Source organism: Pseudomonas sp. BGA-UO-ETr-WB11, from assembly GCF_059567785.1.
In genome coordinates, this window is record NZ_JCAQOS010000008.1 from 1,049,774 (window position 1) to 1,074,072 (window position 24,299).

Sequence of the window (24,299 nt, forward strand, 5' to 3'; positions counted from 1 at the left end):
GTTACCCGTTGTCCACCCGTGAAATACCGCTTTTGCTCGAGGGCCCCTGTGGCCCCCTCGAAGCCCTGTACCTTGATCTGCCGAATGCTCGTGGCCTGGCGCTGCTCTGTCATCCCAATCCCGTGCAGGGTGGCACCATGCTCAACAAGGTGGTTTCCACCTTGCAGCGCACGGCGCGCGACGCCGGCTACAGCACGTTGCGCTTCAACTACCGCGGCGTCGGCCAAAGTGCCGGTAGCCACGACATGGCTGGTGGCGAGGTCGACGATGCTGAGGCAATCGCCCTGTGGCTACGTGGCCAGAAGCCGCAACTGCCGCTGAGCATGCTCGGTTTTTCTTACGGCGGCTTTGTCGCCGCTGCCCTGGCTGGGCGTCTGGAGGCGCAAGGTCAGGTGGTCGAGCGGCTGTTTATGGTCGCCCCGGCTGTGCAGCGCCTGCAGGCACCGGAACGGCTGCCTGAGCACGCCGTGTTGACGGTGATCCAGCCGGAACAGGATGAAGTGATCGACCCGGCCGTGGTGTTTGCCTGGTCACAGGCATTGCCGCGCCCCCATGAGCTGCTGAAAGTGGCAGAATGCGGGCACTTTTTTCACGGCAAGCTGACCGATCTAAAAGACGCGGTGTTACCTCGTCTGGCGTGATCACTAGCCGCCGCAGGCCCAACCGATAAGCGACAGACCATGACCACTCGTATTCTGACCGGCATCACCACCACTGGCACTCCGCACCTGGGCAACTACGCCGGCGCCATTCGCCCGGCGATTGTCGCCAGCCGCGCCGCCGATGCCGATTCGTTTTATTTCCTGGCTGACTACCATGCGCTGATCAAGTGCGATGACCCGCTGCGCATCCAGCGCTCGCGCTTGGAAATCGCCGCTACCTGGCTGGCGTGTGGCCTGGATGTCGAGCGTGCGACCTTCTATCGCCAGTCCGATATTCCGGAAATTCCCGAGCTGACCTGGCTGCTGACCTGCGTTGCTGGCAAGGGCCTGCTCAACCGTGCCCATGCCTACAAGGCCTCGGTGGACAAGAATGTCGAGCTGGGTGAAGACCCAGACGCCGGCGTGACCATGGGCCTGTTCAGCTACCCGGTGCTGATGGCCGCGGACATTCTGATGTTCAACGCGCATAAGGTGCCGGTCGGTCGCGATCAGATCCAGCACGTGGAAATGGCCCGCGACATCGGCCAGCGCTTCAATCACTTGTTCGGTCAGGGCAAGGAGCTGTTCACCTTGCCGGAAGCGGTGATCGAAGAGGGCGTGGCCACCTTGCCGGGCCTCGACGGGCGCAAGATGAGCAAGAGCTACGACAACACCATTCCGTTGTTCGGCAGCGCCAAACAACTGAAAGACGCCATTGCCCGCATCGTCACCGACTCCAAGTTGCCCGGCGAGGCCAAGGATCCGGACAATTCGCACCTGTTCACCCTCTATCAGGCCTTTGCCAGCGCCGCCCAGCAAGCCGAGTTCCGTGCCGAGCTGGTTGCCGGCCTGGGCTGGGGCGATGCCAAGCAGCGTCTGTTCCAGCTGCTGGACAGCGAGCTGGGTGAGGCGCGCGAGCGTTATCACGCCTTGATCGAGAAGCCGGCGGAGCTGGAGGATATTCTTTTGGCCGGTGCTGCCAAGGCGCGCAAGGTCGCTACGCCGTTCCTCGGTGAGTTGCGCGAGGCGGTGGGCCTGCGCTCGTTCCGTACCCAGGTGCAGGCAGGTGATGCAGGTAAGAAGAAGGCGGCGAAAAGCGCGCGCTTTGTCAGCTTCCGTGAGGATGATGGCAGCTTCCGTTTCCGCCTGCTGGATGCCGCTGGCGAGCAGTTGCTGCTGTCCAAGTGCTTTGCCGACGGCAAGTCCGCCGGTCAGGTCAGCAAGCGTCTGCAGAGTGGCGATGAGCTAGACCTGCGTGAACAGGGCGATGGCTTTGCTCTGTGGCTGGACGCTGAGTGCATCGCCGAGAGCCCGGCATTTTCTGATGCGGCGGCCTGCCAGGCTGCCATCCAGCGCCTGCGCGAAGCCCTGGCGCCGGCGGAGTAATCCGCGGGCCACTCTACCTGTGGTCAATTGCCAATCCGTGGGTGCGCCGTTACAGTGGCGCCCCGTTTTTCTTGCCCAGCCCAGTTGCCGACTATGACTCCCCTAGCGCGATACCAAGAGGACCTGAAACGGCCCGACTTCTTCCATGACGCCGCCCAGGAAACTGCGGTGCGCCATCTGCAACGCCTGTATGACGATCTGGTGGCGGCGCACAAGCATAAGCCTGGCCTGCTGGGTTCGCTGTTCAGCAAGAAGACCCAGGACCCGGTCAAAGGCCTGTATTTCTGGGGCGGCGTGGGTCGCGGCAAGACCTACCTGGTCGATACCTTCTTTGATGCGCTGCCGTTCAAAGAGAAGACCCGCACTCACTTCCACCGCTTTATGAAGCGTGTTCACGAAGAGTTGCGCACCCTAAAAGGTGAGAAAAACCCGCTGCCGTTGGTGGCCAAGCGTTTTGCCGCCGAAACTCGGGTGATCTGTTTTGACGAATTTTTCGTCTCTGATATTACCGATGCGATGATTCTGGCCGGCTTGCTGGAAGAGCTGTTCAAGAACGGCGTGACACTGGTGGCGACCTCCAACATCGTTCCCGATGGCCTGTATAAAGATGGCCTGCAGCGTGCGCGTTTCCTGCCGGCGATTGCCCTGGTCAAGCTGCACACTGAAGTGGTCAACGTCGACAGCGGCGTCGATTACCGCCTGCGCGCACTGGAGCAGGCCGAGCTGTATCACTGGCCGCTGGATGCGGCAGCGGAAGACAGCCTGAGCAAGAGCTTCAGCAGTCTGTTGCCGGAGCATTGCCAGGTCGAGCTTGATGAAGACCTGATGATCGAGAATCGGGCCATTCAGGCGCGCAAGGTCGGTGACGACGTGGCCTGGTTCGAGTTCCGCGAGCTGTGCGATGGTCCGCGCAGTCAGAACGACTACATCGAGCTGGGTAAGATCTTCCACGCGGTGCTGATTTCCAACGTCGAGCAAATGGGCGTGAGCAAGGACGACATGGCGCGGCGCTTTATCAACCTGGTGGATGAGTTTTACGACCGCAACGTCAAGCTGATCATCTCGGCTGAGGTTGAGTTGAAGGACCTTTACACCGGTGGCCGCCTGGAGTTTGAATTCCAGCGCACCCTCAGTCGCTTGCTGGAAATGCAGTCCCACGAGTTCCTCTCGCGACCGCATAAGCCGTAACGGCGGTAGAAATAAAAAGGGGTTGCCACTGGCAACCCCTTTTTTGTTTTGGCACGGATTTAACGCTGGGCGGTGCTCTGTTCGAAGCTGGCCAGCAGCTTCTTGGCGTGGGCCACTTCCAGGGCTTCCATGGCGTTGATCGGTTTGATCTGGGTCGCCAGTTTCAGGTGCTTCAGGGCCTTGTCGTGCTCGTCGTCGCCGTACACGTAGGTGAGGGCGTTGGCGTATTCGTAGTGGCCGATCGGCAGGTTGTTGGCTTGCTTGAACGATCGCTCGAAGTACTGCTCCATCTTGTCCGAGCTGACGCCGTAGGTCATGCCACCCACCAGCGAGCCGACCTTGCGGATCACCCCGGCTTCGTAGCCACCGTACAGTGCCAGGGCGAACGGCTGGCGCGGTTGTTTGGCCAGCAGGGCGTCGAGCTCTTTGGGGATTTGGCTGGTGTAGCCGCGCTTGAGTACCACGGCAATCGGCAGCTCCTCACCGAGGCGCGCCTTGGCGTAGACGCGACCGAACATGGCCATCGGGTCGGCGTTGACCAGATCGCCGGCCTGGTCGGTGTAGCTGATCACTTCTTCCAGCAGTTTGTGTTTGCTGGCTTGGTCAGGTGCCATAAACAGGGCATAGATGACCTGGGCAAACATCGCTGGCACCTGGCCACCAACACCGAGCTTGAGACCATCAGCCTTGGCTTTGGCAAAGTCGCCACGGAACATGCTGCGCCACACATCCTGCAGCTTGGCCGCATAGATCTCGGCTTCCTCGGGCTTGCCGGTGAAACCGGTGCCGGCGGCAACCGTCATTTCCAGGGCTTTGGGGTTTTGTGTAGCCATGTTGACGACCCATTCGGCATCTGGGTACGGGTAGTTTGTGCCAAAACCACGGGTCAGCTGTGGCCAGGCCTGGCGTAGCTTGTCGCCAGAGTAGTCGTAGGCGCTTTGGTCGTGGGGGAAGGGTTTCCAGTTGTCATCCGCAACAGCGCCGAGGCTGCAGAGGCTGAGCAGGGCAAAAAGGGCATGGCGCATGGCTTGGACCTGTTCTTGTTGTAGGGGGGGCGCCCCGCGGGGCTCGGCCGATCATAGGGCGTCTACTGGGCCGGTGAACCCATCCTACGAATGGCGAGCGGTTACTCGCCTTTGTGCTGGAACTGCCGGCGATATTGATTGGGCGACAGCTCGGTGTGTTGGCGAAACAGGCGGGCAAAGAAGCTGGCATCGTCATAGCCAACTTCGTAGCTGATGGTCTTGATGCTTTTGCGCGTGGCCGAGAGCAGGCCCTTCGCGGTTTCGATGCGCAGGCGCTGTAGGTAGTGCAGGGGCTTGTCGCCCGTGGCGGTCTGGAATCGGCGCATGAAGTTGCGAATGCTCATGCCGTGGGCGCGAGCTACATCTTCGAAGCGAAACTTGTCGGCGAAATGTTCTTCCAGCCAGTGCTGAATCTGCAGGATGGTCACGTCTTGGTGCAGTTTCTGCCCACCGAAGCCAATGCGGCCAGGGGCATAACTGCGCTGCACTTCGTAAAGGATATCGCGGGACACGCCCTGGGCCACGCTGGCCCCGCAGAAGCGCTCGATCAGGTAAATGTAGAGGTCGCAGGCCGAGGTGACGCCACCGGCGCAATACAGGTTGTCGGCGTCCGATAGGTGCTTTTCCTGGTTCAGCAGCACCTTGGGGAAACGTTCGGAAAACTCATTGAAGAAGCGCCAGTAGGTCGTGGCCTCCTTGCCGTCCAGTAGGCCGGACTGGGCCATCCAGAACACGCCCGTGGCCTCTCCGCATATCGCTGCACCAGCCGCATGACGTTCGCGCAGCCAGCTCAGCACATGTGGGTGACGCGCGCAGAGTGCGTCGAAGTCATCCCAGAAGGCGGGCAGGATGATCACGTCGGCGCTGTCCAGGCGGCCATCAACCGGAATGATCACGTCGCTGAAGCTGCGTACCGGCTGGCCGTCTGGGCTGACCAGATGAATTTCGAACGAGGGGGTTAGGCCCAGGCCGAGTTGTTTGCCATAGCGCAGGCTGGCCATGTGGAAGAAATCCTTGGCCTGCAGCAGGGTGGAGGCGAAGACGCCTTCGGTGGCCAGGATGCTGACGCGCTTCAGGGGCGTGGCGGTTAGCGGGGTCATGGAGTGTTCTTGTTTTAATTATTTAGGGGTAAACGGTCAATATACGGCTGGATCGTCTTATTTTTTGGCGGATGTGTCCAGTGTGGTTGTCGGTCGGACTGTCCTACAGTCATGCCTTGGCAAATTTTGTCTTCCGTTGCGTTTTTTTAGGTGCCGTCATGATTCCAAGAACAATATTCAGCTCCGATCACGAACTCTTTCGGGACAGTGTGCGCAAGTTTCTTGAGCAGGAAGCCGTGCCGTTCCACGCACAATGGGAAAAGGACGGCCATGTCGATCGCCGGCTTTGGAATAAAGCTGGTGAGGCGGGGATGCTGTGCTCGCACATTCCTGAAGAGTACGGCGGTATGGCTGCGGATTTTCTCTACAGTACGGTGGTGATTGAAGAAATCGGCCGCCTTGGCTTGACCGGTATTGGTTTCTCCCTGCATTCCGACATCGTCGCGCCGTACATCCTGCATTACGGCTCCGAAGCGCTGAAGCACAAATACCTGCCCAAACTGGTGTCTGGCGAGATGGTTACCGCCATCGCCATGACCGAGCCGGGCGCAGGCTCTGATCTGCAAGGGGTGAAAACCACTGCCGTGCTGGACGGTGACGAGTATGTGATCAACGGCTCCAAGACCTTTATCACCAACGGCTATCTGGCTGATCTGGTGATTGTGGTGGCCAAGACCGATCCGAAAGCTGGCGCCAAGGGCACCAGTCTGTTTCTAGTGGAGGCGGGCACGCCAGGCTTTGCCAAGGGCAAGCGTCTGGAGAAGGTCGGCATGAAGGCGCAGGATACGTCCGAGCTGTTCTTCCAGGATGTGCGCGTGCCCAAGGAAAACTTGTTGGGGCAGGCCGGTATGGGCTTCGCCTATCTGATGCAGGAGCTGCCTCAGGAGCGCTTGACCGTAGGTATCGGTGCTCTGGCTTCGGCTGAAGCGGCATTGGCGTGGACCCTGGAATACACCCGTGAGCGCAAGGCATTCGGCAAGGCGGTGGCGGACTTCCAGAACACCCGCTTCAAGCTGGCGGAAATCGCTACGGAGGTACAAATCGGTCGGGTATTTCTGGATAAATGCCTGGAGCTGCATTTGCAGGGCAAGCTCGATGTGCCGACCGCAGCGATGCTCAAGTACTGGGGCACAGACCTGCAGTGCAAGGTGTTGGATGAGTGCGTGCAGCTGCATGGTGGCTACGGTTACATGTGGGAGTACCCCGTGGCCCGTGCCTGGGCCGATGCGCGGGTGCAGCGCATCTATGCCGGTACTAACGAGATCATGAAGGAAATCATTGCCCGCTCGCTGTAGTGGCCGAGATGTGACTGCAGCTGATTCGCCCGGTGCAGCTCGTGTCGGGCGAAACGGGTCTCTGTTTGGGGTGCGCTGCTATTAAGCTCGTGAGGCTAGCGCAGGTCTTTGCCGTGCTGGCCGTGCCTGTCGGCAAAATCGTGTTGAAATTCTTTCGATAATCTGCATAATTGCGCACCTCTTTCTGCAGTGGAAGTGATGCGCCGCTTGCCGAAGAATCTTGCCGTATGACGGTCGCGCTGACCCGAGCCCCCGATAGCGCCTGTTTTCGGCTGCCTTTGACTTGTCAAAGTACGCACTATTCAGTAAGATCCGCCGTCTTATTTATCAGGGCGGCCCCTGAGGCTATAAAGAATGAAAACTTTTACTGCTAAACCGGAAACAGTAAAGCGCGACTGGTTCGTCGTCGACGCTGCTGGTCAGACCCTGGGTCGTCTGGCCACCGAAATTGCCAGCCGTCTGCGCGGCAAGCACAAGCCTGAGTACACTCCGCACGTTGATACCGGCGACTACATCGTTGTGATCAATGCTGAGCAGATTCGTGTTACTGGCGCTAAGACCACTGACAAGATGTACTACTCTCACTCCGGTTTTCCGGGTGGCATCAAATCGATCAGCTTCGACAAGTTGATCGCCAAGGCGCCTGAGCGTGTGATCGAGACCGCGGTTAAGGGCATGCTGCCGAAGAACCCGCTGGGTCGCGACATGTACCGTAAGCTGAAAGTGTATGCAGGCGCTGTTCACCCGCACACTGCTCAGCAGCCCCAAGAACTGAAGATTTAACGGAATAGTTCATTATGTCGGCGACTCAAAATTACGGCACAGGCCGTCGCAAGACTGCAACCGCACGCGTTTTCCTGCGTCCGGGTACTGGCAAGATCTCCATCAACAACCGCACCCTGGATACCTTCTTCGGTCGCGAAACTGCTCGCATGGTTGTTCGTCAGCCGCTTGAGCTGACTGAGACTGTCGAGAAGTTCGATATCTACGTCACCGTGCTTGGCGGTGGTGTGAGCGGTCAAGCTGGCGCAATCCGCCACGGCATCACCCGCGCGCTGATGGATTACGATGAGTCTCTGCGCCCTGCACTGCGCAAGGCCGGCTTCGTAACTCGCGACGCCCGTGAAGTTGAGCGTAAGAAAGTCGGTCTGCGTAAAGCGCGTAAGCGTCCGCAGTACTCGAAGCGTTAATTCGCTGCTACGCTCCAAAAGACGCCCAGTTTCCTTGCGGAACTGGGCGTTTTTTATGGCTGCTTACTTGCGCTGCGGCAACTTGCCGCAGGCCCGTATGCCGCGGCGCGTAAGGTGTTCGACAACTTTGTATCCCGCTATTGCCTTGTCATGTATGGGGCTTTTCTTTACCATCTGGCAAATTTTTTGCGTGGCTCGAAATTTACTTAGTAGAGGCCTGAACAACAGGCCACAAAGCTGATGGGAGACGACTGAATGAGCAATGACGGCGTGAATGCAGGCCGGCGTCGCTTCCTGGTAGCGGCCACTTCGGTGGTAGGCGCTGCAGGAGCGGTGGGTGCTGCGGTCCCGTTCGTGGGGTCATGGTTCCCGAGTGCCAAGGCTAAGGCCGCAGGTGCACCGGTGAAGGTGAATATCAGCAAGATCGAGCCAGGTCAGCAGATTGTTGCTGAATGGCGTGGTCAGCCGGTATTTATCCTGAATCGGACAGAGGAAATGCTACAGGCCCTGCCGAAACTTAATGCAGAGCTGGCGGACCCAAGTTCGCAGGCCTCGGTGCAGCCGGAGTATGTAAATCCGGAAGCGCGCTCGATCAAGCCTGAGATTCTGGTTCTGGTTGGTCTGTGCACGCACTTGGGTTGCTCGCCATCCTTCCGTCCGGAAGTGGCGCCAGCCGATCTGGGTGCGCAGTGGTTGGGTGGCTATTTCTGCCCTTGCCACGGCTCCCGTTATGACCTCGCGGGTCGCGTATACAAGTCGCAGCCTGCTCCCTTGAACCTGCCGGTGCCACCGCACTCTTACGAGTCGGCTGATGTAATCGTGCTCGGCGTGGACCAGGAGAAAGCCTGATGAGCAAATTCATGGAATGGGTGGATGCCCGCTTTCCTGCCACGAAAATGTGGGAAGAGCATCTGTCCAAGTACTACGCCCCGAAGAACTTCAACTTCTTCTATTTCTTCGGCTCGCTGGCTCTGCTGGTGCTGGTTAACCAGATCCTTACCGGTGTCTGGCTGACCATGAGCTACACCCCGTCGGCCGAAGAGGCATTTGCCTCGGTCGAATACATCATGCGTGACGTGGATTACGGCTGGATCATCCGCTACATGCACTCCACCGGCGCTTCGGCGTTCTTCGTGGTGGTGTATCTGCACATGTTCCGTGGCTTGCTCTACGGTTCTTACCAGAAGCCGCGTGAGCTGGTCTGGCTGTTCGGTATGCTGATCTACCTGTGCCTGATGGCTGAGGCCTTCATGGGCTATCTGCTGCCGTGGGGCCAGATGTCGTACTGGGGGGCTCAGGTGATCATCTCGCTGTTCGGTGCCATTCCGGTGATCGGCGATGATCTGACTCAGTGGATTCGTGGTGACTACCTGATTTCGGGTATTACCCTGAACCGCTTCTTTGCCTTGCACGTGATTGCCTTGCCAATCGTGCTGCTGGGGCTGGTGGTGCTGCACATTCTGGCTCTCCACGAAGTGGGTTCGAACAACCCGGAAGGCGTGGATATCAAGAAGAAGAAGGATGCCAACGGCATTCCTCTGGACGGTATTCCGTTCCACCCTTACTACACCGTTAAAGATATTGTTGGCGTAGTGGTCTTCCTGTTCGTGTTCTGTGCGGTGATTTTCTTCTTCCCGGAAATGGGCGGATATTTCCTCGAGAAGCCGAACTTCGAAGTGGCTAACGCCTTCAAAACTCCAGCGCACATTGCTCCGGTTTGGTACTTCACTCCGTTCTACGCGATCCTGCGTGCGGTGCCGGACAAGCTTTTGGGTGTGGCTGCCATGGGTGCCGCTATTGCAGTGTTGTTCGTGCTGCCGTGGCTGGATCGTAGCCCGGTCAAGTCGATCCGCCACAAAGGCTGGTTGAGCAAGATCTGGCTGGTGGTGTTTGCGGTGTCCTTCGTGATCCTCGGTTTCTACGGTGCTCAAGCGCCTTCGGATATCGGTACTTTCATGTCGCGTACCTGCACCATTCTGTATTTCGCTTTCTTCCTCCTGATGCCGTTTTACACCCGGATGGAGAAGACCAAACCGGTTCCGGAAAGGGTGACTGGCTGATGAAAAAGCAAATTTTCGCACTGATTCTCGCAGCACTGCCGGCATTCGCCTTCGCAAACGCGGCACTTGAGTATCCTAACGATCATGTTGTTATCGATCTGAAGGACAAGGCTGCGTTGCAGGATGGCGCCAAGACCTTCGCCAACTACTGCATGGGTTGCCACAGCACCAAGTTCCAGCGCTATGAGCGCGTGGCGACTGACCTGGGTATTCCAGCCAAGTTGATGATGGATAACTTGGTGTTCACCGGCGCCAAGATTGGCGAGCACATGAAGATCGGCATGCAGCCGCAAGATGCCAAGGTCTGGTTCGGCGCTGCGCCACCTGACCTGACTCTGGTGGCTCGTGTGCGCGGTACTGACTGGCTGTACACCTACCTGCGGACCTTCTATGAAGATCCGACTCGTCCTTGGGGTGTTAACAACAAGGTGTTCCCGGCTGTCGGCATGCCAAACGTGTTGGCTGACCTGCAGGGTCGCCAGGTGATTGGTTGCAAGCAGGTGCAGGTCGTTGACGGTGGCAAGAAGCAATTCGATCCGCTGACCGGCACGCCGATCACTCACGAAGATTGCCATCAGCTGACCGTCGTACCAAAAACCGGCAAGCTGACCACTGAGCAGTTCGACGAGAAGATCAAGAACCTGGTGAGCTTCCTGGCCTACTCGGCCAACCCGGTGAAACTGGAAAGTCAGCGCATCGGTACTTACGTACTGTTGTACCTGGCCTTCTTCTTCGTATTCGCTTATCTGCTCAAGCGCGAATACTGGAAGGACGTTCACTGATAAACTGCTGTCTCGTTGTGAACAAGCGCGCCCAAATGGGCGCGCTTGTTTTTCTGCTTCTGTTAATTATTCCCCGCGAGGAGAGACGTCATGGCCGTAGCCAATAGGTTGGCCTGTTACTCTGACCCCGCCGATCACTATTCCCACCGCGTACGTATCGTGCTCGCCGAGAAGGGTGTCAGCGCCGAGATCATTGATGTTGAGCCGGGCCGTTATCCGCCCAAGCTGACGGAGGTGAATCCGTATGGCAGCCTTCCGACACTGGTTGATCGCGATCTGGCTTTGTACGAGTCGACGGTGGTGATGGAATACCTCGACGAGCGCTATCCGCATCCGCCGCTGTTGCCGGTGTACCCGGTGGCGCGGGCCAATAGTCGCCTGTTGATGCACCGCATTCAGCGCGACTGGTGCCGTCACGTGGATCTGATTCAGGATCCGCGCAGCAAGGAGCCAGCACGTGTGCAGGCGCGTAAGGAATTGCGTGAGAGCCTGACGGGTGTGTCGCCGTTGTTTGTCGACAAGGCTTACTTTCTCAGTGATGAACTGAGCTTGGTGGATTGCTGTCTGCTGCCTATTCTCTGGCGTTTGCCAGTGTTGGGTATCGAGTTGCCAAAACCGGCCAAGCCGTTGCTGGATTATATGGATCGTCAGTTTGCCCGCCCGGCATTTCAGGCTAGCTTGTCTGAAGCCGAGCGCGATATGCGCTGAGATACAGAGGAGCGAGTGATGAACTCCAGTCGTCCTTATCTGATTCGTGCGTTGTATGAGTGGATTGTGGAAAACGATTGCACCCCGCATTTGCTGGTCGATGCGGATTATCCGGGTGCCCGTGTGCCGCCAGGCTATGCCAAAGATGGTCAGGTGGTGCTGAACGTGTCACCCAGTGCGGTACGTCACCTGCACATGGATAACGACGCGGTGAGCTTCGAGGGGCGCTTTGGTGGTGTGCCGCAAAGCTTGTTTATCCCCGCTGCCGCGGTGCTTGCCGTGTACGCGCGGGAAAATGGCCAGGGCATGGTGTTTGATCTGGAGCCGTCCAGCGTGGATGACGACGCGGATGCCGCTGCCGATGCTGGCGACGATGATCAAGGTCCGCCGACCAGTGAGCCGCCACGGCCCAGTGGTCGACCCAGCTTGAAGGTGGTCAAGTAGACACAAAAAAGGCGATCTTCGGATCGCCTTTTTTGTGTCTGTGGTGCGGTGCCCTATCAGTCGATGTATTCGAACAGCTTAACGATCTTCTGCACGCCATCCACGCCCTGCACCAGGCTGGTGGTGACATTGGCTTCGCGGCGAGTAACCAGGCCGAGCATGTAGACGATGCCGTTTTCGGTGACAACCTTGATGCGTGAACCAGGCACAGCGGCGTCGGCAAGCATCTGGGTCTTGATCTTGGTGGTCAGCCAGGTGTCGTTGTTGCGCGCCAGCAGCGACGAAGGTGCCAGGATCTGCAGCTCGTTATGGACCTTCTTGACGCGCTGAGTGGCTTGCGCGGCCGCCCCTGCCTTGGCCTTGAGCGCAGGGTTGGGGGTTTGTCCGGCAAGCAAGACGATGCCGTTATAGCTAACCACAACCACGTGGGAGTCACGGTCCAGGCCGGTATCAGCCTTGGCCACGTTGACCGCTACTTTGGTTTCGATCAGTGAGTCGTCCAGGGTGCTGCCGATGGTGCGTGTGCCACGATCATCTTCGATGGGATTTTCGCGGGTGGCAGTCAGTACCGAGCTGCAGCCGCTGACCAAAAGGCAGAGCGCGAGGCTCAGCAGTGCGGTGGTGTGGCGAGTCATTCTTCACTCCCGAACAGTTGGTTGTCGATCTGGTCGCACAGGCAGTGGATGCACAACAGGTGCACTTCCTGAACGCGTGCGGTGACCTGTGATGGCACGCGGATTTCCACGTCTTCGGGCAGCAGCAGCGAGGCCATGCCGCCGCCATCACGGCCGGTAAGGGCGACCACGATCATCTCGCGGTCATGGGCGGCCTGGATGGCCTGGATGACGTTGGCGGAGTTGCCGCTGGTGGAGATGGCCAATAACACGTCGCCAGGCTGGCCAAGGGCGCGGATCTGCTTGGAGAACACTTCGTTGTAGCTGTAATCGTTGGCGATCGAGGTGATGGTCGAGCTGTCCGTGGTCAGGGCTAGGGCGGGCAGGCTCGGGCGCTCGCGCTCGAAGCGGTTGAGCAATTCGGATGAGAAGTGCTGTGCATCGCCTGCAGAACCACCGTTGCCGCAGGAGAGAATCTTGCCTTCGCTCAGTAGGGCCTGAACCATTACTTGGCTGGCTTGCTCGATGAAGGGCACCAGCACGTCCATTGCGTGCTGTTTGGTGTCGATGCTGGCCTGGAAGAGCTGGCGAATACGGGATTGCATGTCCATCGGGGAAAACCTTCAGTGGTGGCTGATCAGGTGTCGAAAGCGTTCTGAATCCAGTTCAGGCCGTGGCCCGACGAGTCAATGGTGCTCATGGCAACTACATCAAAGCGGCAAGGTGAGCTGGCCCAGCGTGAGTGCTGCTGGAGGAAGTAGTGGGCCGCGGCGGTAATCTTGGCCCGCTTGCGGCTGTCCACGCTTTCCAGGGCGCCACCCCAAGTGGCGTGTTGTCGATAACGAACCTCAACAAATACTATTGTATCGCCGTCCAGCATGACCAGATCAAGCTCGCCGCAGCGGCAGCTCCAGTTCTGGAACAGCAGTCGTAGACCTTGCTGTTCCAGGTGGCTGCGCGCGTTCTGTTCGGCGGCCCGGCCGCTGGCATGGCGGCGGTCGGTCATCAGGGCAGGCGCTGTACTTGTCCATCGCGGAACTCGGCCCAGGGCAGTTGGCGCTGCACGCGCTGGCTTGGGTTGATGCTCAGTTGGCCGGTAAGGCCGTCGACGCGGGTGTCTGGCAGTGCTTTCAACTGGCTGAGGCGCGGCGCCAGGGTGTAGGCGTCCATGCCCATGGCGTACAGGCGGCCGAGGCTGCCAGCAGCTTGCGGCCATTGGGCAACCACCTGCTGGTGCAGGGCATCGCTGCTGTCCAGCAGCCATGGGGTTTCGCAGAAGCGGATGCCGTTGAGATCGGCAGGCTGGGGCTGGCCATTGTTGCCAGAGAATAGGTGTGAGGTGGAGTACACCGGTACATCGCCTGCGTACTGGAAGGCCAAGGTCGGTTTGATCTGCTGGGCTTGCTGCGGTGTGGCAGCCAGGAAGATGAAATCCACATCTTGGCGGCGTGCCGGCAGCGCGGCAACGTCAGTGCCCAGGGTGTTACGCAGACGTTTGGCGCGGGCCTCGCTTTGGCGCAGCTGGAACAGATCGGCAATTTGCTGGGCCAGTTGTACGGGTTGATCGACGTGCTCGGCGGCGATCAGGGTGCCGCCGTCGGCTTCCCAGCTTTGGCGGAAGGCTGCGAGTACGCGGTCGCCCCATTCACCGCGGGGCACCAGCGCAACGGCGCGGCGCATGCCGTCGTCCCAGGCGCGGCGGGCCACTGAGCGGGCTTCGTCCTCGGCTGCCAGGCCGAATTGGAACAGTTGGGCGGGGCCGGGCTTGCTGCCTTCGCTGTAGTTCAGTGCCAGGGTGGTGATGGGCAGCTGGCTGCGCTCATTCAGCTGTTTGACCAATGGTTTCTCCAGTGGGCCAACGACTAACTGCACCCCTGCGGCCTGTGCCTGGCGGTAGAAGTCATCCAGGGACGTGATTTTGTTGCTGTCATAAAGCTCGATCGTCGGTGCGTTCTGGCCGCTTTGCTGAGCCTGGTAGTAGTTGGCCATGAAACCGTCGCGCAGGGCCTGAGCTACAGCCGCGAGCGGGCCATCCTGAGGCAGCAGCAAGGCGATTTTGCTGATGGGCTGATTGGCCAGTTGTTTGAGCTGGTTTAGTTGCTCGGGTGGCGTTTGTGCGGCTGGATGCTGCGGATTTTTCTCGCGCCAGGCATCAATTGCAGCCTGCTGCTGTTCTGGGGTGCCGTTGCTTTTTGCGGCGCGGGCGAGTTCCAGCCAGCCCACCATGTCCGGGTCACCGCCACCTTGCAGTTGGCTGATTGGCAGGCTGGCGAGCAGGGCCCATATGGCCTGGTGGTTCGCGTTGGCGGTGGCGCCGCTGAGCAGGGGGGCGATGAATACGCGCTCGCGTGCTGCAGGCAGGGTCTGGCCGCTAGCTGCCAGGGCGTTGGCGCGGGCCAGTTGGGTACGGACTTGCTGCTCGACCGGCAGCTCGGCGAGACGCTCCAGGCTAGGATGGCTAAGGGCCTTGAGGGCGGTCTTGGGCTTGTTGCGAGCCAGGGCCAGTTCCGCTTGCAGGGTGCTGGCGAAGATCTGTTGGGCGGGTAGCAGGGAGTCGAGCTGGATTTGCTCCAAAATGCGTGCGGCTTGGCCGTTGTCATTCAACGTGTAGGCCTGGTCGGCGGCCGCTAGGCGCAGGCTTGCGGCCTCTTGCGGCTGGCTGCTGCTGGCCTGTTGCAGCAGTTCCTCGATGCTGGCTTGCGGCGTGCGCGGCAGCTCACCCAGGGTAGCGGTAGGGGTGCTTGTGCAGGCGGCCAGCAGGGCGGTCAGGGCAAGCAGGGGAAGCGTACGCAAGCAGGCGATCATCTAAACGTTCCTGGTACTGGATACTAAAGAGAGCGAATTGTACCCAAGCCCCGGCTGCGGCGCGATGTTGCTGGCGCGAATCGGGCTACAATGCGCGTTTTAGCTGTTTCCAGAGGTGTGTGCGGTGACCCTTTCCAGTGTTCTGAGCCCGGCTATGGGTACGCTTTATGTGGTCGCCACGCCGATCGGTAATCTGGATGACATCAGTGCCAGGGCTCTGCGCATCCTGCGTGAGGTGGCGCTGATTGCCGCGGAAGATACCCGCCACTCGGCGCGGCTGATGCAGCATTTCGGCATTAATACGCCGCTGGCGGCTTGCCACGAACACAACGAGCGCGAGCAAGGCAGTCACTTTATCGCCCGCTTGCAGGCGGGTGGCGATGTGGCCTTGATTTCCGATGCGGGCACGCCGCTGATTTCCGATCCGGGTTATCACCTGGTGCGCAATGCGCGCGCCGCCGGGATCAAGGTGGTGCCGGTGCCGGGGCCGAGTGCCTTGATCGCGGCGCTGTCAGCTGCCGGCTTGCCGTCGGACCGCTTCATTTTCGAGGGTTTTCTACCGGCCAAGACTGCTGGGCGGCGTGCGCGGCTGGAGGCGGTCAAGGAAGAACCTCGCACGCTGATCTTCTACGAGGCGCCGCATCGCATTCTCGAATGCCTGGAAGACATGCAGGCCGTGTTCGGTGATGAGCGCCCGGCCTTGCTGGCGCGGGAGCTGACCAAAACCTTTGAAACCCTCAAGGGCTTGCCGCTGGCCGAGTTGGCGGCCTGGGTGGCGGCTGACAGCAATCAGCAACGCGGTGAATGTGTGGTGCTGGTGGCGGGCTGGCAGGCGCCGGAGGGCGAGGATGCTTTGAGTGTCGAGGCGCTGCGGGTGTTGGATTTGCTGCTCAAAGAGATGCCTCTCAAGCGTGCGGCGGCCTTGGCTGCCGAGATCACCGGAGTGCGCAAGAATCTCCTGTACCAGGCTGCGTTAGAGCGCCAGAAAGACGCTTGAGCTTGTTCTTAGTGGCGCCTGCCGTTACCCTTGGCGGTGGAGAGTCGATTGGACAGTCGCTGCCTCGTGCTGTTTACAGTGCGGGGGGGAGGAAAGTCCGGGCTCCATAGGGCAGAGTGCCAGGTAACGCCTGGGAGGCGCGAGCCTACGGAAAGTGCCACAGAAAATAACCGCCTAAGCGCGCAAGCGCCGGTAAGGGTGAAAAGGTGCGGTAAGAGCGCACCGCGCGACTGGTAACAGTTCGTGGCTAGGCAAACCCCACTCGGAGCAAGACCAAATAGGGTTCCATTGGCGTGGCCCGCGCTGGAACCGGGTAGGTTGCTAAAGGCGTGCAGTGATGTACGTCGTAGAGGAATGACTGTCCTCGACAGAACCCGGCTTACAGATCGACTCTCCACCTTTTTTCTCCCGCGCAACTGCTGCAAACCCTCCTTTCTAAGATCAAAAAAATCTTACTCTTGATAAAGCACTTTAAGTTCGAAGGGCAGCCTTCTGTATGGGTTCGTTTTTGTCTTGAAAGTGCCTGTTCAATACCCCGTTTTACCCCCGCTTTTTTGCGCTAAATCTCCGTCCCATAAGGATTTTTCCCTGTTCGTGCGCCTTGACGGTGGGGTGCGTGCATTCCTATAGTGTGCCCGAGTGGTAAGAAGTGGCATGAAGTGGGTTTTTTGGGCATGGAAAGCCAATAATAATGGGGGAGCGCAACCTTGTTTCGCGGAGCTAACGCCATCAGTCTCGACGCCAAAGGGCGCCTCGCGATGCCGAGTCGGTATCGTGACGAGCTGATTTCGCGTTGCGCTGGCCAGCTCATCGTCACCATTGATGCTGTTGACTCCTGCCTGTGTGTGTATCCGCTGCCCGAGTGGGAGCTGATCGAAGCCAAATTGCGTGAACTGCCCTCCCTGCGTGAAGAAAACCGCCGCTTGCAACGTCTGCTGATTGGCAATGCTGTCGATCTGGAGCTGGACGGCAGTGGCCGTTTCCTCGTGCCGCCACGCCTGCGCGAGTACGCCGGGCTGGATAAGCGCGCCATGTTGGTAGGGCAACTGAACAAGTTCCAGCTGTGGGACGAAGACGCCTGGAATGCGGTTGCTGACGCAGACCTGGCGGCCATTAAACAACCTGGCGCTCTGCCGGATGAATTGCGTGACTTGATCCTGTGACCATGACCAATAGCTTTCGCCATATCACCGTACTGCTCGATGAAGCCGTTGAGGCTCTCGCCGTGCGCGCTGACGGCTGCTATCTGGACGGCACCTTCGGACGCGGCGGCCATAGCCGGCTGATCCTTGAACAGCTGGGTGCCGATGGGCATCTGCTTGGCTTCGATAAAGACCCACTGGCGATAGCCACAGGGCAAGCACTGGCGGCCGAAGACGGCCGCTTTGTCATTGTGCAGCGCAGTTTTGCCGAATTGGGCGATGAGTTGCAGGTGCGTGGCCTCGCCGGCAAGGTCAGCGGCGTGCTGCTGGACCTGGGCGTGTCGTCGCCGCAACTGGATGACCCGGAGCGCGGTTTCAGCTTTATGCATGACGGTCCGCTGGACATGCGCATGGACCCGAGTCGCGGTGTGAGTGCGGCCGAGTGGATCGCCAGCGCCAGCGAAGAAGACATCGCCCGCGCCTTTAAAGAATATGGCGAAGAGCGCTTCGCCAAGCGCATGGCGCGCGCCGTGGTGCTGCGCCGTGCCGAGCAGCCGTTTACCCGTACCGCTGACCTGGCCCAGGTGCTGACCGTGGCCAACCCGGCCTGGGAAAAGGGCAAGAATCCGGCGACCCGTGCATTTCAGGGCTTGCGCATCCAGATCAACAACGAGCTGGGTGATCTGGAACGCGGTCTGGAAGCGGCCATGGACGCCCTGGAAATCGGCGGTCGTCTGTCGGTCATCAGCTTCCACTCGCTGGAAGATCGCATCGTCAAACAGTTCATGCGCCGACATGTGAAGGGCGAGGCGGATAACTTGCCCCGCGACTTGCCAGTACGTCTGGCGCCGTTTGTGCCGCGCCTGAAGCTGATCGGTAAGCCGCAATACGCCGGCGACGCCGAGCTCAAGGCCAACCCTCGTTCGCGCAGCGCCGTGCTGCGTGTCGCCGAGAAGTTGCGTTGAGCCGCCTGTACGCCAAACCCATGCCAGCCGGCAGCGTGTTGCTGCTGCTGTTGTTTCTGGCCGTCTTATTGTCGGCCATCGGCGTGTCTTACAGCGCCCACTGGAACCGCCAGTTGCTCAATAGCTTGTATGCCGAACTCAGCGTGCGCGACAAGGCGCAGGCCGAGTGGGGGCGTCTGATCCTTGAGCAAAGCACTTGGACTGCCCACAACCGCATCGAAACCATGGCCACCGAGCGCCTGCAGATGCGCATCCCGGATGCCGCCGAAGTGCAGATGGTGGCGCCATGATGAAACTGGAAGGCGCGCTCTATCCCTGGCGTTTCCGTCTGGTGCTGGTGTTGCTGGCGCTGATGGCGGGGGCGATTGTCTGGCGCATTGTCGACTTGCAGGTGATTGATCACGACTTCCTGCAGGGCCAGGGCGATGCCCGCAGCGTGCGACATATCCCGATTCCCGCGCACCGCGGCCTGATTACCGACCGTAATGGCGAGCCGCTGGCGGTCAGCACCCCGGTCACCACGTTGTGGGCCAATGGCAAAGAATTGCAGGCCGGGCGCAGCCAGTGGCCGGCGCTGGCCGCTGCCCTGGGGCAGGAGTCGAAAACCTTTGCCCAGCGCCTGGAACAAAATGCCAAGCGTGAGTTTATGTACCTGGTGCGTGGTCTGACCCCGGAGCAGGGCCAGGCCGTGCTCGACCTCAAGGTGCCGGGTGTCTACGCCATCGAAGAGTTTCGCCGTTTCTACCCGGCGGGCGAAGTCACTGCCCACGTGGTTGGCTTTACCGATATCGACGACCACGGCCGTGAGGGCGTGGAACTGGCGTTTGATGACTGGCTCGGCGGTGTGCCGGGCAAGCGTCAGGTGCTCAAGGATCGCCGTGGTCGGCTGATCAAGGACGTACAGGTAGCGCAGAACGCCAAGGCCGGTAAGGCCCTGGCGTTGTCGATCGACCTGCGTCTGCAATACCTGGCGCACCGCGAACTGCGCAATGCCCTCACCGAATTCGGCGCCAAGGCCGGCAGCCTGGTGATGCTCGACGTGCAGACCGGCGAAGTGCTGGCCATGGTCAACCATCCCACTTACAACCCCAATAACAGGCGCAACCTGCAACCGGCGATGATGCGTAACCGCGCCATGATCGACGTGTTTGAGCCGGGCTCGACGGTCAAGCCGTTCACCATCAGTGCCGCCCTGCAAACTGGGCGCTGGAAGCCGACCGATAAGGTCGACGTATATCCAGGCACCCTGCAGATCGGCAAGTACACCATTCGCGACGTCTCCAAGAATGAGGGCGTGCTCGACCTTACCGGCATCCTGATCAAGTCCAGTAACGTCGGGGTCAGCAAGATCGCCTTTGATATCGGCGCCGAGTCGGTCTACAGCCTGATGCAGCAAGTCGGCCTCGGTCAGGACACCGGCCTGGGCTTCCCTGGTGAGCGCGTCGGCAACCTGCCCAATCACCGCATCTGGCCGAAGGCTGAGACCGCGACCCTGGCCTACGGCTACGGCCTGTCGGTGACCGCCATCCAGTTGGCCCACGCCTACGCCACCCTGGCCAATGACGGCCGCAGCCTGCCGCTGACCATGACCCGTGCAGACAGCCGCGGCGGCGCGGGTGCTCAGGCCATCCCTGAAGACGTAGCTATTACCGTGCAAGGCATGTTGCAGCAAGTGGTCGAGGCGCCCGGTGGCGTGTTCCGCGCCAAGGTGCCGGCCTACCACGTGGCGGGCAAGAGCGGTACCGCGCGCAAGGCCACCGTGGGCAGCAAGGGCTACACGCAAAATGCTTACCGCTCGTTGTTTGCCGGTTTTGCCCCGGTCAACAACCCGCGTATCGCCATGGTGGTGGTCATTGATGAACCCAGCACCGGCGCCTATTACGGCGGTCTGATTTCCGCGCCGGTGTTCGGCAAGGTGATGGCCGGTGCCCTGCGTCTAATGAACATTGCTCCCGACAATCTGCCCCCAGTCGTGGCGCCCGTGGCGCCGCAGGCTGTGGCGCAGACCCCAGGCAAAGGAGGGCGAACCTGATGCCCATGCCGCTCAATCAATTGTTGCCGGAAGCCGGCAGCTCGATCCTGATTCGTGAACTGACCCTGGACAGCCGCAAGGTGCGTCCGGGTGATCTGTTTCTGGCTGTACCGGGCACCGCCCAGGATGGCCGCGACCATATTGCCGACGCCATCGCCCGCGGCGCCGCCGCCGTGGCCTATGAAGCCGCCGGCGCACCGCAGATGCACGACAGCGCGGCGGCCTTGCTGCCGATGCACGGCTTGGCCGCGCAGTTGTCGGCGATTGCCGGGCGTTTTTATGGCGAGCCGAGCCGCGCCTTGCGCCTGGTTGGCGTGACCGGCACCAATGGCAAGACCAGCGTCAGCCAGTTGCTGGCTCAAGCATTGGAGTTGCTGGGCGAGCGTTGTGGCATCGTCGGCACCCTCGGCAGTGGCTTTCATAACGAGCTGGTGCAGGGTCGTCACACCACCCCTGATCCCATCGGTGTGCAGGCACTGCTGGCGGAATTGAAAAGCGCGGGCGCCAAAGCCGTGGCGATGGAAGTGTCGTCCCATGGTCTGGACCAGGGCCGGGTGGCAGCGTTGAATTTTGACGTGGCAGTGTTCACCAACCTGTCCCGTGATCACCTCGATTACCACGGCAGCATGGCCGCCTACGCCGCCGCGAAAAGCGCGCTGTTCAGCTGGCCGGAACTGCGTTGCCGGGTGCTTAACCTGGATGACGACCTGGGCCGTGAGCTGGCCGCCGTCAGCGCACCTTCGCGGCTGATCAGCTACAGCCTGGACGATGCCGCGGCCTACCTGTATTGCCGCTCGGCGGACTTCGATGACAGCGGCGTGCGCGCCGATATCATCACCCCGCAAGGCGAAGGCCGCCTGTGCAGCAGCCTGCTGGGGCGCTTTAACCTGAGCAACCTGCTGGCGGTGGTCGGTGCGCTGCTGGCACTGGATTACCCGCTGGACGAAATCCTCGCGGTGATGCCAAAACTGCAAGGCCCGGCCGGGCGCATGCAGCGTCTGGGTGGGATCAAGCAGCCGCTGGTGGTGGTCGATTACGCCCATACCCCGGATGCCTTGGAGCAGGTGTTGCAAGCCTTGCGTCCACACGTTCAGGGTCGCCTGCTGTGTCTGTTCGGCTGCGGTGGTGATCGTGACCGCGGCAAGCGTGCATTGATGGCAGCGGCGGCCGAGCGTCTGGCGGACCAGGTGCTGGTCACCGACGACAACCCGCGTAGCGAAGACCCAGAGCAGATTTTTGCCGATATTCGCAGTGGTTTTGCCGACCTGAGCAAGATCAGCCTGCAGCACGGCCGTGGCCAGGCTATTGCCCAGTTGATCGCCAGCGCCACGGCGCAGGACGTGATTCTGCTGGCCGGCAAAGGCCACGAGGATTACCAGGAAATTCACGGCGTGCGTCAGCCGTTCTCCGATCTGCGTGAGGCCGAGCAGGCCTTGGCTGCCTGGAGTGCCGAGCATGCTTAAAGCGCTGCGCTTGAGTGAATTGTTGGCTGTGTTGGATGCCCGCTTGGTGGGCGCGGATGCCGCGTTCACGGCGGTTTCCACGGATAGCCGCAAGATCGAGCCGGGCCAGCTGTTTATTGCCCTGACCGGACCGAACTTCGACGGCCACGACTACTTGGCGGCCGTCGCGGCCAAAGGTGCTGTGGCGGCGCTGGTCGAGCGCGAAGTCAGCGGGGTCGAGCTGCCTCAGTTGCTGGTGGCGGATGCGCGGGCGGCCCTCGGCCAGCTTGGCGCGCTGAACCGCCAGGCCTATCAAGGCCCGCTGGCCGCAGTCACCGGTTCCAGTGGCAAGACCACAGTCAAAGAAATGCTCGCCAGCATCCTGCGTGCCGGCCTCGGCGGCCCGGTGCTGGCCACCCGCGGCAACCTGAACAACGACCTCGGCGCGCCCCTGACCCTGCTCGAGCTGGCGCCGCAACACGTTGCTGCGGTGATCGAGTTGGGCGCCAACCATGTCGGCGAGATCGCCTACACCGTTGGCCTGACTCAGCCCCAGGTAGCCATCATCACCAACGCCGGAAGCGCTCACGTTGGCGAGTTCGGTGGCCCGGACAAGATCATCGAAGCCAAGGGCGAGATCCTTGAGGGCTTGCCGGCCAGCGGTACGGCGATCCTCAATCTTGACGACAAAGCCTTCGCCGTCTGGCAGCAACGTAACGGCAGCCGCAGCGTGCTGAGCTTTGCACTGCGCAACAGTGCGGCGGATTTCTACACCAGCGAGCTGGCCCGCGATGCGCGCGGCTGCGTGGCCTTTACCCTGCAATCACCGGCCGGCAGTGGGCGTATCCAGCTCAACCTGCTGGGTGAGCACAATGTCGCCAATGCCCTGGCCGCCGCTGCTGCGGCCCATGCCCTGAACGTGCCGCTGGTCGGGATCCAGGCTGGGCTGGAAAGCCTGCAGCCGGTCAAAGGCCGCGCCGTTGCTCAGTTGGCGACCAGCGGTGCACGGGTGATCGACGACACCTACAACGCCAATCCGATTTCGATGTGTGCCGCGGTTGATATACTCGCCGGCTTCTCCGGCCGCACCGTCCTGGTGCTGGGAGATATGGGCGAGTTGGGCGAGTGGGCCGAGCAGGGCCACCGCGACGTCGGTGCCTATGCCGCCGGCAAGGTCGACACGCTCTATGCCGTGGGACCGCTGATGGCGCATGCCGTCGCGGCCTTTGGCCCGCAGGGACACCATTTCGCTGACCAAGCCAGCCTGATCGCAGCCGTTCTTCACGAATCGGCTGGCAGCAGCATTTTGATTAAAGGTTCACGCAGTGCCGCGATGGAAAACGTCGTCGCGGCCCTGTGTGGCAAAGACCATGGGGAGATCCACTAAATGCTGCTGCTGCTCGCCGAGTATCTGCAACAGTTCTACAAAGGCTTTGCAGTCTTTCAGTACCTGACCCTGCGCGGCATTCTTGGCGTGCTCACTGCGCTGACCCTGTCGCTGTGGCTGGGGCCGTGGATGATTCGCACCCTGCAGATGCGCCAGATCGGCCAGTCGGTACGGAACGATGGCCCGCAGTCGCACCTGTCCAAGTCGGGTACGCCGACCATGGGCGGCGCCCTGATCCTCTCGGCCATCGCCATCAGCACCCTGCTGTGGGCTGACCTGTCCAACCGTTATGTGTGGACGGTGCTGGTCGTTACCTTGCTGTTCGGCGGCATCGGCTGGGTCGACGATTACCGCAAAGTGATCGAGAAAAACTCCAAGGGCCTGCCGAGCCGCTGGAAGTATTTCTGGCAGTCGGTATTCGGCTTGGGCGCTGCGGTGTTTTTGTTTGTCAGCGCCCAGAGCCCGGTCGAAACCACCCTGATCGTGCCGATGTTCAAGGACATCAGCATTCCCCTAGGTGCCGGCCTGGGTATTGGCTTCGTGGTGCTGAGCTACTTGGTAATTGTTGGTTCGAGCAACGCAGTGAACCTGACTGACGGTCTCGACGGCTTGGCAATCATGCCGACGGTGATGGTTGGCGGCGCGCTGGGCATCTTCTGCTACCTGTCGGGCAACGTGAAATTCGCCGAATACCTGTTGATTCCCTATGTGCCGGGCGCGGGCGAGCTGATCGTGTTCTGCGCCGCTCTGGTCGGAGCCGGTCTGGGCTTCCTGTGGTTCAACACCTACCCGGCACAAGTCTTTATGGGTGACGTCGGCGCCCTGGCGCTGGGCGCCGCGCTGGGCACCATCGCTGTGATCGTCCGCCAGGAAATCGTCCTGTTCATCATGGGCGGCGTGTTCGTCATGGAGACCCTGTCGGTGGTGATTCAGGTTGCCTCCTTCAAGTTGACCGGCAAGCGCGTGTTCCGCATGGCGCCGATCCATCACCACTTTGAACTGAAAGGCTGGCCGGAGCCGCGCGTGATTGTGCGCTTCTGGATCATCACCGTGATTCTGGTGCTGATCGGCCTTGCCACCCTGAAACTGCGCTGAG

25 protein-coding genes and 1 other RNA gene are annotated in these 24,299 nt (G+C 60.5%); 20 read left to right on the forward strand and 6 right to left on the reverse strand.

Translation table 11 applies throughout. From position 1 onward, the window contains the following. Nucleotides 1–8 precede the first annotated feature (8 nt). The 3 genes from AC56DI_RS18430 (at nt 9) to zapE (ending at nt 3,215) form a co-directional block, all read left to right on the forward strand. A complete protein-coding gene (locus AC56DI_RS18430; RefSeq protein WP_496347428.1) occupies nt 9–641 on the forward strand; it encodes an alpha/beta hydrolase in 633 nt (210 codons plus the stop codon). 39 nt (nt 642–680) lie between these two features. Beyond that, complete coding sequence (locus AC56DI_RS18435; RefSeq protein WP_496347429.1) at nt 681–2,027, forward strand: tryptophan--tRNA ligase; 1,347 nt, start codon at nt 681–683, stop codon at nt 2,025–2,027. A 93-nt stretch (nt 2,028–2,120) separates the two neighbouring features. Continuing rightward, nucleotides 2,121–3,215 (forward strand): cell division protein ZapE, encoded by a 1,095-nt coding sequence (gene zapE / locus AC56DI_RS18440; protein ID WP_496347430.1) that lies wholly within the window; start codon nt 2,121–2,123, stop codon nt 3,213–3,215. A 59-nt stretch (nt 3,216–3,274) separates the two neighbouring features. On the opposite strand, the gene AC56DI_RS18445 is transcribed toward zapE, so the two are convergent. Together AC56DI_RS18445 and AC56DI_RS18450 are read right to left on the reverse strand one after the other, a co-directional pair. Next, the gene (locus AC56DI_RS18445) at nt 3,275–4,240 is read right to left on the reverse strand and encodes a hypothetical protein (protein ID WP_496347431.1); all 966 of its coding nucleotides are present in this window, start codon (nt 4,238–4,240) and stop codon (nt 3,275–3,277) included. Between the two features lie 101 nt (nt 4,241–4,341). Next, nucleotides 4,342–5,241, reverse strand: a complete 900-nt coding sequence (locus AC56DI_RS18450) for a GlxA family transcriptional regulator (RefSeq protein WP_496347551.1) — start codon at nt 5,239–5,241, stop codon at nt 4,342–4,344. A 257-nt stretch (nt 5,242–5,498) separates the two neighbouring features. Between AC56DI_RS18450 and AC56DI_RS18455 the strand changes: the two genes are divergently transcribed. The 8 genes from AC56DI_RS18455 to AC56DI_RS18490 all read left to right on the forward strand — a co-directional run bounded on the left by AC56DI_RS18455 (nt 5,499) and on the right by AC56DI_RS18490 (nt 11,819). Then, nucleotides 5,499–6,635 carry an acyl-CoA dehydrogenase family protein gene (locus AC56DI_RS18455; protein ID WP_496347432.1) on the forward strand — a complete coding sequence of 379 codons (1,137 nt, stop codon included), beginning with the start codon at nt 5,499–5,501 and terminating at the stop codon, nt 6,633–6,635. 354 nt (nt 6,636–6,989) lie between these two features. Next, nucleotides 6,990–7,418: a 50S ribosomal protein L13 gene (rplM, locus tag AC56DI_RS18460; RefSeq protein ID WP_496347433.1), complete on the forward strand. Its 429-nt coding sequence runs from the start codon at nt 6,990–6,992 to the stop codon at nt 7,416–7,418. 14 nt (nt 7,419–7,432) lie between these two features. Beyond that, nucleotides 7,433–7,825: a 30S ribosomal protein S9 gene (gene rpsI, locus AC56DI_RS18465; RefSeq protein ID WP_324519483.1), complete on the forward strand. Its 393-nt coding sequence runs from the start codon at nt 7,433–7,435 to the stop codon at nt 7,823–7,825. Nucleotides 7,826–8,080: 255 nt separating this feature from the next. After that, the gene (gene petA / locus AC56DI_RS18470; protein WP_324519484.1) at nt 8,081–8,674 is read left to right on the forward strand and encodes a ubiquinol-cytochrome c reductase iron-sulfur subunit; all 594 of its coding nucleotides are present in this window, start codon (nt 8,081–8,083) and stop codon (nt 8,672–8,674) included. Further along, entirely contained in the window at nt 8,674–9,885 is a 1,212-nt protein-coding gene (locus tag AC56DI_RS18475; protein WP_496347434.1) for a cytochrome b, read from the forward strand. Before petA ends, AC56DI_RS18475 begins: the two co-directional genes overlap by 1 nt. Next, complete coding sequence (locus tag AC56DI_RS18480) at nt 9,885–10,667, forward strand: cytochrome c1 (RefSeq protein ID WP_496347435.1); 783 nt, start codon at nt 9,885–9,887, stop codon at nt 10,665–10,667. Before AC56DI_RS18475 ends, AC56DI_RS18480 begins: the two co-directional genes overlap by 1 nt. Nucleotides 10,668–10,757: 90 nt before the next feature. After that, nucleotides 10,758–11,375 carry a glutathione S-transferase N-terminal domain-containing protein gene (locus AC56DI_RS18485; protein ID WP_324519488.1) on the forward strand — a complete coding sequence of 206 codons (618 nt, stop codon included), beginning with the start codon at nt 10,758–10,760 and terminating at the stop codon, nt 11,373–11,375. An 18-nt stretch (nt 11,376–11,393) separates the two neighbouring features. After that, nucleotides 11,394–11,819 carry a ClpXP protease specificity-enhancing factor gene (locus AC56DI_RS18490; protein WP_496347436.1) on the forward strand — a complete coding sequence of 142 codons (426 nt, stop codon included), beginning with the start codon at nt 11,394–11,396 and terminating at the stop codon, nt 11,817–11,819. Between the two features lie 56 nt (nt 11,820–11,875). Here the strand turns inward: AC56DI_RS18490 and AC56DI_RS18495 are convergent, their stop codons facing one another. From AC56DI_RS18495 to AC56DI_RS18510, 4 genes are read right to left on the reverse strand one after another with little or no spacing between them, the layout of a single operon-like run. Beyond that, nucleotides 11,876–12,454 carry a BON domain-containing protein gene (locus tag AC56DI_RS18495; RefSeq protein WP_496347437.1) on the reverse strand — a complete coding sequence of 193 codons (579 nt, stop codon included), beginning with the start codon at nt 12,452–12,454 and terminating at the stop codon, nt 11,876–11,878. Further along, on the reverse strand, nt 12,451–13,044 hold the full coding sequence (locus tag AC56DI_RS18500; protein ID WP_422587442.1) for a phosphoheptose isomerase: 594 nt from the start codon (nt 13,042–13,044) through the stop codon (nt 12,451–12,453). The genes AC56DI_RS18495 and AC56DI_RS18500 overlap by 4 nt, the downstream gene beginning before the upstream one ends. 26 nt (nt 13,045–13,070) lie before the next feature. Further along, nucleotides 13,071–13,439 (reverse strand): YraN family protein, encoded by a 369-nt coding sequence (locus AC56DI_RS18505; protein ID WP_496347438.1) that lies wholly within the window; start codon nt 13,437–13,439, stop codon nt 13,071–13,073. After that, nucleotides 13,439–15,238, reverse strand: a complete 1,800-nt coding sequence (locus tag AC56DI_RS18510; protein WP_496347439.1) for a penicillin-binding protein activator — start codon at nt 15,236–15,238, stop codon at nt 13,439–13,441. The genes AC56DI_RS18505 and AC56DI_RS18510 overlap by 1 nt, the downstream gene beginning before the upstream one ends. 154 nt (nt 15,239–15,392) lie before the next feature. Here AC56DI_RS18510 and rsmI point away from each other — a divergent pair, with 154 nt between their 5' ends. From rsmI to mraY, 9 genes are all read left to right on the forward strand, one after another. After that, nucleotides 15,393–16,235 carry a 16S rRNA (cytidine(1402)-2'-O)-methyltransferase gene (gene rsmI, locus AC56DI_RS18515; RefSeq protein ID WP_496347552.1) on the forward strand — a complete coding sequence of 281 codons (843 nt, stop codon included), beginning with the start codon at nt 15,393–15,395 and terminating at the stop codon, nt 16,233–16,235. 40 nt (nt 16,236–16,275) lie between these two features. Continuing rightward, nucleotides 16,276–16,633: RNase P RNA component class A (rnpB, locus tag AC56DI_RS18520), an RNA gene on the forward strand. A 309-nt stretch (nt 16,634–16,942) separates the two neighbouring features. Then, nucleotides 16,943–17,398 (forward strand): division/cell wall cluster transcriptional repressor MraZ, encoded by a 456-nt coding sequence (gene mraZ, locus AC56DI_RS18525; protein WP_422586985.1) that lies wholly within the window; start codon nt 16,943–16,945, stop codon nt 17,396–17,398. Nucleotides 17,399–17,400: 2 nt separating this feature from the next. Beyond that, nucleotides 17,401–18,342 (forward strand): 16S rRNA (cytosine(1402)-N(4))-methyltransferase RsmH, encoded by a 942-nt coding sequence (rsmH, locus tag AC56DI_RS18530; RefSeq protein ID WP_496347440.1) that lies wholly within the window; start codon nt 17,401–17,403, stop codon nt 18,340–18,342. Further along, nucleotides 18,339–18,632 carry a cell division protein FtsL gene (ftsL, locus tag AC56DI_RS18535; protein ID WP_496347441.1) on the forward strand — a complete coding sequence of 98 codons (294 nt, stop codon included), beginning with the start codon at nt 18,339–18,341 and terminating at the stop codon, nt 18,630–18,632. The genes rsmH and ftsL overlap by 4 nt, the downstream gene beginning before the upstream one ends. Beyond that, nucleotides 18,629–20,374 carry a peptidoglycan D,D-transpeptidase FtsI family protein gene (locus AC56DI_RS18540; RefSeq protein WP_496347442.1) on the forward strand — a complete coding sequence of 582 codons (1,746 nt, stop codon included), beginning with the start codon at nt 18,629–18,631 and terminating at the stop codon, nt 20,372–20,374. Before ftsL ends, AC56DI_RS18540 begins: the two co-directional genes overlap by 4 nt. Beyond that, nucleotides 20,374–21,837 (forward strand): UDP-N-acetylmuramoyl-L-alanyl-D-glutamate--2,6-diaminopimelate ligase, encoded by a 1,464-nt coding sequence (locus tag AC56DI_RS18545; RefSeq protein WP_496347443.1) that lies wholly within the window; start codon nt 20,374–20,376, stop codon nt 21,835–21,837. Before AC56DI_RS18540 ends, AC56DI_RS18545 begins: the two co-directional genes overlap by 1 nt. Continuing rightward, the gene (locus AC56DI_RS18550) at nt 21,830–23,203 is read left to right on the forward strand and encodes a UDP-N-acetylmuramoyl-tripeptide--D-alanyl-D-alanine ligase (RefSeq protein WP_496347444.1); all 1,374 of its coding nucleotides are present in this window, start codon (nt 21,830–21,832) and stop codon (nt 23,201–23,203) included. Before AC56DI_RS18545 ends, AC56DI_RS18550 begins: the two co-directional genes overlap by 8 nt. Continuing rightward, nucleotides 23,204–24,298: a phospho-N-acetylmuramoyl-pentapeptide-transferase gene (gene mraY / locus AC56DI_RS18555; RefSeq protein ID WP_324519502.1), complete on the forward strand. Its 1,095-nt coding sequence runs from the start codon at nt 23,204–23,206 to the stop codon at nt 24,296–24,298. Nucleotide 24,299 lies beyond the last annotated feature (1 nt).